Origin of the sequence: Veillonella agrestimuris (assembly GCF_943193065.1) — a bacterium.
Lineage (GTDB): Bacteria > Bacillota > Negativicutes > Veillonellales > Veillonellaceae > Veillonella > Veillonella agrestimuris.
The window spans coordinates 152,429-159,056 of the sequence record NZ_CALPCS010000003.1 but is presented as its reverse complement, the minus strand read 5'-3'; the positions used below and the strand labels follow the sequence as shown (position 1 = coordinate 159,056).

Below are 6,628 nucleotides of genomic sequence, written 5' to 3'. Positions count from 1 at the left end.
TGGTGACTCACCCGCGACTCGAACGCGGGACACCCTGATTAAAAGTCAGGTGCTCTGCCAACTGAGCTAGTGAGTCATGTTGGCAGGGGTGGCTGGGATCGAACCAGCGCATAACGGAGTCAAAGTCCGTTGCCTTACCACTTGGCGACACCCCTGTGTTGATTGCAATATATAGGTTGTGGGGTGAGTAGTGGGGATCGAACCCACGCATAACGGAGCCACAATCCGCCGTGTTAACCGCTTCACCATACCCACCACCTGTAGGCATCATAAAGACTGTGCGTCTTCATAACAAATAATATTATATTGGCTAGGAAGATTTGTGTCAACAACTTTTTCAACTTTCATAAAACTTTTATGTTAGTCATAATTGCCATTGAAATTCACTAACCGTATCCCTCGTGACAAATAAAAAGGGATGCCCACTTATTAGAAATCATCTAATTAAATGGTGCTCCCCTATTATACATATAAACTATTTAGTTGGCAAATAGTTTTTTACAAAATTCGGCAAAGCAAATGCTGCTTTCTGAATCTCATCATTATAATACTTCGTTTCAAAGTTTTGTACCCTATTAGCAGTCCATGTTAATGGGTCATATTTTTTAGACCCCAAAGTGAAACAATGCATACCTGCTGGATACAACGGAATAAACGCAGTATATAATCGAGTAATCGGGAAATGATCGTTAACATAACCAAATACTTTTTCTACTAATGGTTGATGTAACATCGGAGATTCTGTTTGTTGCACAAAAAGACCGTCTTCTTTCAAAGCCTTTAATGTATTTACATAGAACTCTTCTGTAAACAAACCTTCCCCTGGACCAATTGGGTCAGAGCAGTCAACGATAATTACATCGTAATAATTTTCGCTTTCCGCCATAAATCCAATACCATCGCCAATTTTCACAGTCAACTTTGGATGATTTTCAATCATAGCTTTTGCAATAGTTGGGAAATATTCTTTCGCCAACTCAACTACTTTGCCATCAATTTCTACCATAGTCACTTCTTTTACTGCATCATGACGAACGCACTCCCGCGCTACTCCACCATCACCGCCACCGATGATCAAAACCCTTTCTGGATTTGGATGCAAGAATAATGGCACATGAGACATCATCTCATGGTAGATGAACTCTTCTCGCTCAGACGTTTGAAAGACACCATCTAAAGCAAGCATCATACCGTATTCTTTAGATTTAAATACTTTTATTTTTTGAAATTCAGACTCTCCAGAAAACAAAATTTCTTCTGCTTCTGCGCTGAGTCTCAAATGAGGTGTTTGCTCCTCTGTAATCCATTGGCTCATGATGCCCTCCAATTATAATTACGCTTTTTTACTAATATAACAAAAACCACCGCCAAGTATAGTATCTTTCAACCAATTAGAAAGTGAGAAATCTCGAATCTCCCCTTCATCAAAAATACCACACCGTACATCGTCACCGACGCGGAATATTTTATAAATCGGTACCCAGTGCCATGTATAGAGAGCTCGTTCCCTACCTTTATGTCGATTCAAAAAGGCTACTGGAACATCTTGCGCCAGCCCCCTTTCAATAAATGTAGCTGCAGCCTCAACGTCAATGCGAGATGCACAAAACGGAGATACATTGATCATATGCACATCATAAGGCAAGTTAAAATCCACCATCAACTTTTTCAAACCCGCATCCATCCATTGTGTTTTATAAACACCGCCACCAAAGCGAGGTTTAACATAGTTCCACATGATATTCATTCTTTCTAGGGCTTTTTCCTGATTTGATGCTGACGAAAATTCCAACATGCCATCGCGAAACTGAGAGTAACTCAACACTTGAGTCGCCGTTGTAGGACCACAACCGGAAATGCGTTGCCACTCGTCGCCAAACCACTCTTGATCATAACCATGCGAAATATTACCATTCACATCAATATACAACCATTCTGGGTGTTTAATCGATACTTCAGTCATTGTATTAACCTTCGATTACTTCTAGTGTTTCCATGATGTCGCCTTGATCAATTTTATCGACTACATCCATACCTTCAATTACTTTACCAAACACAGTGTGAACACCATCTAAATGAGGTTGTGGTTCATAAACGATAAAGAATTGACTTCCACCTGTATTTGGACCGCGATGAGCCATGGACAACGCACCACGCTCATGTTTATGGGGATTCCCGATTAATTCATCTTTGATTGTATAGCCTGGGCCACCAGTACCATTGCCATTAGGGCAACCACCTTGAGCTACGAAACCAGGAATAACACGATGGAATCGCAAGCCATTGTAAAAACCTTTATTAATAAGATCAATAAAATTTTGTACAGTCCCTGGTGCTTCTTTATCAAATAATTCAATAATAATATCTTGGCCTTTCGCCATATGAATTTTTACTTGTTTCATTGTTTCGGTACCTCCAAAATCGTACGCAACACATGGGCTGCTAATAAAAAACCTGCCACAGGCGGCACAAAGCTACATGTTCCAGGACTCCGACCTTCATCGCGAAACTCTGGTTTTGTTGGTACTTCTCTAGAAAACACCACCAGCTGTTTCTTAATCCCTCGTTTTCTTAACTCTTTGCGCATCACCCGAGCCAATGGATCATTAAATGTTTTATTAATATCTGCAATTTCTAATTTCTCTGGATAAAAACGATTTCCTCCACCCATAGAAGAAATAACAGGAATGCCTTTAGCCTGACAAATTTCAATAACATCCAGTTTCGCTGTCACCATATCAATAGCATCAATAACAAAATCTACCTTAAGACTTTCAATAAAACCAGGATAAGCCTCATCAGTATACATGATGTCATGAGCTTCGATAATGACTTCTGGATTAATGGCTAAAGCTCGCTCTTTGGCCACCTCTACTTTGCGACGACCAATACTGGTGTTAGTCGTAATCATTTGTCGATTTAAATTACTCGGCGCCACCGAGTCTCCATCAATGAGAACAATACGTCCTACACCAGCTCGAACGAGAGCTTCCAAAGCACCCCCTCCTACGCCTCCTACACCAAAAAGCGCGACAGACGTATGTTTTAAAGTATTAATTTTATCGGGTCCTACCAGCCATTCCAAACGGGTTAATAAATATTCCATTAATAGGCACCTGCCGGAATAATTTCAGTCCAATAACCATCAGGATCAGCTACGAAGTAAATCCCCATAGCTTCATTTTCATAGGCTACGACACCCATGTCTTTATGTTTTGCTAACGCCGCTTCATAGTCATCCACATAAAATGCCATATGGAATTCATTGTCCCCCAAGTTATAAGGACAATCCCAATCGCGAAGCCACGTCAATTCCAACTCATGTTGTGTGTGCGGACTTTTTAAATACACTAAGGTAAAAGCTCCACTTGGGTCTTCCAAACGTTTTACTTCTTCAAGAAGGAGCGCCTCTTTATAAAAGTTCAAACTTTTATCTAAATCTTTCACATTAATATTATTGTGAGCAAAAGAAAATTTCATATCGTCTCCTTTTCTGTACAATAATCATTTATTACTCTACCTATTATAGTACCATATTTAGCAAGTACTAGGCTATGACGAAGCGCGCTCGGCTACCATCGTCACGGCGTTCAATTTCTAAATGCGCCGGAATACGTGCTTTCAGTTCTGGAACATGAGAAATAACACCAATCAATCGACCACCATGTTGTAATTCAATCAATGTTTCCATGGCCAATTCCAATGTATCTGGATCTAATGTGCCGAAACCTTCATCGATAAACATAGCATCCATATGAATACCTCCAGCATAACTTTGAACAATATCTGCTAAACCTAATGCTAAAGCCATAGAGGCAAGGAATGTTTCACCACCGGACAATGTATTAGCCGGCCGCGACTGCCCCGTGTAACTATCCATAACAGACAAGTCGAGACCTTGTTTGCCTCGACCACCACTGGTGTAATCAGACCGCTCTAGACTATAGCGATGACGGCTCATAGCCTGCAATCGAACATTTGCAGCATGCACAACTTCATCTAAAATAGCACCTAATACATAGCGCTCAAAGGTGACATTTTTTAAACCTTCATTGCCACCGTTCGCCAAATCACTCAGCTTCCGAACAAACTCAACACGCTGTCTTGTATCCCTAATCGTATCATCTAAAGAAAGTAATGTTTCAAGAGATTGACCAATGATGCGTTCCTCTGCTTCCCATGTCGCTACAGCACCAATCGTTCTATCCCGTTCAACAATGGCCGCATTATACACATCATCACTAACAATCGTTTCAGGCTTATTGAGAGCCTTCAACTTATCTGTAGCAGCATGAAGTACTGCTTCTGCCCGATTTCGTTCATCTCGATAGATTTGTAAGGTCTGTTCATAGTCAGCCAGCCGATCATAAGCGCTAACAATCTCTTCAAATTCAGATTGTGTTAAATTGCGCCCCTCTAATGCTTCAGCAAATAATTGGCCCATCATCTCCGCCTCTCGTTCTTGCTTATTTAGTTGTACGCGCAGAATGTCAACTTTAGATTGAATCCCTATATATCGGGTCTTAATAACCTCTAAAGAATCGGCCAGTTTCTTCCGTTTCCGATCATAGTCATGAATTTCCTGACGCAATAGGTTCAGAGCCTCCTCATCAATGCCGTTCTCTGTACATTGTGATTCTAAAACCTTTATGGTGCCTACCAGTTCTGCCTGTTCTGCCATGGCCAACACTAATGCATCCTTAACACGTTTCTGCTGTGCCTCCCCATAGTGAAATGAGTCCTCCCATCTTTTCAACTCGTCTTGCCAGTGATGTATTTTACCTTGTCGCTCTTCTACCACTGTAACTATATGTCTATAATTGGCTAGCACATTTTCTGCTTCACTTATATAGGCTTTAATTGAGTCTTCTCCCATGTCTCTATCTAAATGCAATTCACTAACTAACCCTTTAATATGACATTGTAAATCGCAAACGGTTTTCTCTTTGTGCTCCACATTCGACTGACCTTTATGAAAGTCTCGCTCTAAGTTTTGCAAAATCAGTTGCAACCCCTCTAATTCCTCTTTTGTAGGCATTTCATCAGGCTCTACTGCTTTATGAGGATGTTCTAAGGAGCCACATACCATACATGGCTTATGCTCTTCTAACTGAAGGGACAATTCGTAAGCATACCCACTATGGAAGGCTGATTCCAGCACTTTTAAAGCTTTCCTCTGTACTGATATAGTAGATTGTAAGTCCTTAATCGCTTCTTCATCTCGCTCTTTTTCTTCCTTAACAGCTGCTAGCGATTGGAAAGAGTTTTGTATTGATTTCAACACATCAAGACGTTTCTGTGCCTCTAATACACGCGCTTCCACAGCTCTATGGTCATTAATAAAACGGTGTCCGTCTTCAATCTTAGTCTTGATCACCTCTATAGAACGAGTTATATCTTCAATCTTATTGCGCCAAGAAAGCTCTTCTTCCTTTAAAGCCTGTATACGCAACTCTTTTTTATCATATTCTTCTTGATAAGTAGCTAATTGACTGCGCACAGTTCGTTGCGCTTCATATTCTTCTAAGATCGATTGTTTCTCACCTATATCAGCTGCTTTACGATCATGTTCATCATACTTATGTTGTAGACTATTACGCTCTTCAGCAACTTTTACAAAAGCTAATTCTTCTTGTTCCAATTCTTTGCTAAGAGTATCTACCGTAGAAGTTAACTTTTCTAACTCCTTATACAGTTCATAAGTTTCACTAAGATTACGAAGACTGTCTACGGTCTTTTCAATAGAGGCTAATTCTTTACCTCTCTCCGCTAATATATGCATGGCTTCTTCAGCATGTTGTACATCCCGTTCTGCCTGCTCATAATCTACCAGAGCTTTCCGGATTAATTCAAAAGAAGCTACCTCTGCAAGAGCTTTTTCTTTAGCCTCTAACAAGCGAATCTTATCCTTCGCCCGTTGGTTCACTAATTCTTTCACTTGTTCGATAGTCACAATGGGTTCATCGCCATATTGCTGAAAAGAGTCCACAATCGCATCCATACGCTGTATTTTATCTTCCACAGCGCTTGTTACTTCTTGCAATTCTTCTTTTAACAGCTCTTGTAATTTCCTATACATATAAGTACTAAACAAGGTATGCAACAATTCTTCTCTCTCGCTAGTAGAAGCAACTAATAATTTCCTAAACTCCCCTTGCGGTAGTAACACAACTTGTATAAATTGATCCTTCCGAAAGCCAATGATGTCTTGAATTCGCTCCCTCACATCAGCTGCAGCGGTAGCAATAACTTCCCATTCTCCATCTTTCAAAGCACTCAGTGTAGCACGAGCCCCTTGGGCTTTCATTCCAGTTCCTCGCTTTTTAGCCACTTCTTGTTTCGGCAATCGCTCTATACGATAGAAACTGTCCCCCACAGAAAAAGTGAAATCCACTAACGTCAAGGTATGAGGTTCTGCAAAATCACTGCGAATAGAATCTGCTTTACGCACTTCTCCACTGGGCTCTCCATATAATGCATATACGATAGCATCTAAAATAGATGTTTTGCCTGCTCCCGTTGGCCCGGAAATGAGAAACATAGAATGGTGTTCTAAATCATTAAAATCCAATGATATGGTACCGCGATAAGGACCAAAGGCCTGTATAGTAAGTGCTATGGGCTTCAT

6 protein-coding genes and 3 tRNA genes are annotated in these 6,628 nt (G+C 40.6%); all 9 read right to left on the bottom strand.

The window, feature by feature from the left end; genetic code table 11:
• A tRNA-Lys gene (locus NFR29_RS02600) sits at positions 1-76 on the bottom strand.
• A 4-nt stretch (positions 77-80) separates the two neighbouring features.
• A tRNA-Gln gene (locus NFR29_RS02595) sits at positions 81-155 on the bottom strand.
• Positions 156-179: 24 nt separating this feature from the next.
• Positions 180-255: transfer RNA gene (locus tag NFR29_RS02590), tRNA-His, on the bottom strand.
• Between the two features lie 220 nt (positions 256-475).
• Positions 476-1,315 carry a polyamine aminopropyltransferase gene (gene speE, locus NFR29_RS02585; RefSeq protein ID WP_251422798.1) on the bottom strand — a complete coding sequence of 280 codons (840 nt, stop codon included), beginning with the start codon at positions 1,313-1,315 and terminating at the stop codon, positions 476-478.
• Between the two features lie 18 nt (positions 1,316-1,333).
• Entirely contained in the window at positions 1,334-1,963 is a 630-nt protein-coding gene (locus tag NFR29_RS02580; protein ID WP_251422795.1) for a hypothetical protein, read from the bottom strand.
• A gap of 4 nt (positions 1,964-1,967) precedes the next feature.
• The gene (locus NFR29_RS02575; protein ID WP_251422792.1) at positions 1,968-2,402 is read right to left on the bottom strand and encodes a peptidylprolyl isomerase; all 435 of its coding nucleotides are present in this window, start codon (positions 2,400-2,402) and stop codon (positions 1,968-1,970) included.
• Positions 2,399-3,106, bottom strand: a complete 708-nt coding sequence (locus NFR29_RS02570) for a tRNA threonylcarbamoyladenosine dehydratase (protein ID WP_251422789.1) — start codon at positions 3,104-3,106, stop codon at positions 2,399-2,401. Before NFR29_RS02570 ends, NFR29_RS02575 begins: the two co-directional genes overlap by 4 nt.
• A complete protein-coding gene (locus NFR29_RS02565; RefSeq protein WP_251422785.1) occupies positions 3,106-3,480 on the bottom strand; it encodes a VOC family protein in 375 nt (124 codons plus the stop codon). The genes NFR29_RS02570 and NFR29_RS02565 overlap by 1 nt, the downstream gene beginning before the upstream one ends.
• A gap of 67 nt (positions 3,481-3,547) precedes the next feature.
• On the bottom strand, positions 3,548-6,628 hold the full coding sequence (locus NFR29_RS02560; protein ID WP_251422782.1) for an AAA family ATPase: 3,081 nt from the start codon (positions 6,626-6,628) through the stop codon (positions 3,548-3,550).

What these genes read in the sequence shown, in the direction of transcription:
- speE (WP_251422798.1), bottom strand. Translation starts at nt 1,315, where the DNA reads ATGAGCCAATGGATTACAGAGGAGCAAACACCTCATTTGAGACTCAGC.
- NFR29_RS02580 (WP_251422795.1), bottom strand. Translation starts at nt 1,963, where the DNA reads ATGACTGAAGTATCGATTAAACACCCAGAATGGTTGTATATTGATGTG.
- NFR29_RS02575 (WP_251422792.1), bottom strand. Translation starts at nt 2,402, where the DNA reads ATGAAACAAGTAAAAATTCATATGGCGAAAGGCCAAGATATTATTATT.
- NFR29_RS02570 (WP_251422789.1), bottom strand. Translation starts at nt 3,106, where the DNA reads ATGGAATATTTATTAACCCGTTTGGAATGGCTGGTAGGACCCGATAAA.
- NFR29_RS02565 (WP_251422785.1), bottom strand. Translation starts at nt 3,480, where the DNA reads ATGAAATTTTCTTTTGCTCACAATAATATTAATGTGAAAGATTTAGAT.
- NFR29_RS02560 (WP_251422782.1), bottom strand. Translation starts at nt 6,628, where the DNA reads ATGAAGCCCATAGCACTTACTATACAGGCCTTTGGTCCTTATCGCGGT.